Annotated in this window: 1 protein-coding gene; it reads right to left on the bottom strand. The window is 75.7% G+C overall.

The features are described from left to right. Positions 1-59: 59 nt before the first annotated feature. A partial coding sequence (locus FNQ90_RS24220; RefSeq protein ID WP_182608299.1) for an aminotransferase-like domain-containing protein occupies positions 60-1,112 on the bottom strand: 1,053 nt, incomplete at its 5' end.

Here is a 1,112-nt window from a genome sequence, read left to right as displayed (position 1 = left end):
GGGCTGAGCCGGAGCACGGGCGCGGACCCGCCCGGGGACCGCGGTCGGGCGGGCGGCGCTCAGGCGATGTAGTCGCCCGGTGCCCCCACTGTCCCGACCCGTCCCTCCGCCACCATTCGGGCCGCGACCTCGAGGCGGGTGACCGCCTCACCGGCGACGGCCGGTGGGAGGGTGAAGGGAAGCCGCAGGTGGCCGTCGAAGGCCCCGTCGATGCCGAACCGCGGGCCGGAGGGGACCCGCACCCCGAGACGTTCGCCGGTCTCCGCGATCCGGGACCCGGACAGTCCCCCGGTGCGGGTCCACAGGGTCAGGCCACCGGACGGCACCTCGAAACGCCAGTCGGGGAGGTGCGCGCGCAGGGCCCGCACCAGGGCGTCGCGGTTGGTCCGCACCTCGTCCCGGCGCAGGCGCACCGCCTCGTCCCAGCCGTCACCGCTCAACAACCAGGTGAGGGCGAGTTGCTCCAGAACGGGGCTGCCCAGATCGGCGTGGGCCCGACCGGCGACCAGCCGACGGATGAGTTCGGGGGCGGCCCGGACCCAGCCGATGCGCAGACCGGCCCAGAAGGTCTTGCTGGCCGAGCCGACGGTGACCACCGCCGCCCCGCCCGGGTCCAGGGCGGCGACCGGGAGCGGGGGTCCGTCCGGCGGGGGATCCAGGCACAGGTCGGCCATGGTCTCGTCGACGATGAGCACGGTGCCCGAGGAACGGGAGGCGGCGACGAGCTGTCGGCGCGCCTCGTCCGGGGCCAACGCCCCCGTGGGGTTGTGGTAGTCGGCCACCACGTAGGCCAGGCGCGGCGCGCTGTCGCGCAGCGCCGCGCGCCAGGCCGGCAGGTCCCAGCCGGCCAACCCCTCGCCCATGGCCACCGGCACCAGGCGCAGACCGCTCTGTCGCATCAGTTGCAGGACGTTGGCGTAGGAGGGGTGCTCCACCGCGATCCGCTCGCCGGCCGGGGCGAACAGTCGGCGGACGGCGGCCAGGCCCCCCATGGCACCGGTGGTGACCATGATCTGTTCGGGCATCGTCGGTACACCGCGCGCGGTGTACCGGTCCGCGAGCGCCTCCCGCAGGGCGGGGAGGCCGGCGGGGAAATCGCCGTGGGTGCGGGC

It is taken from the genome of Streptomyces alkaliphilus (assembly GCF_014141535.1).
Classification (GTDB): domain Bacteria; phylum Actinomycetota; class Actinomycetes; order Streptomycetales; family Streptomycetaceae; genus Streptomyces; species Streptomyces alkaliphilus.
The sequence above is the reverse complement of the archived record's forward strand: the minus strand, read 5'-3'. Positions and strand labels throughout refer to the sequence as shown.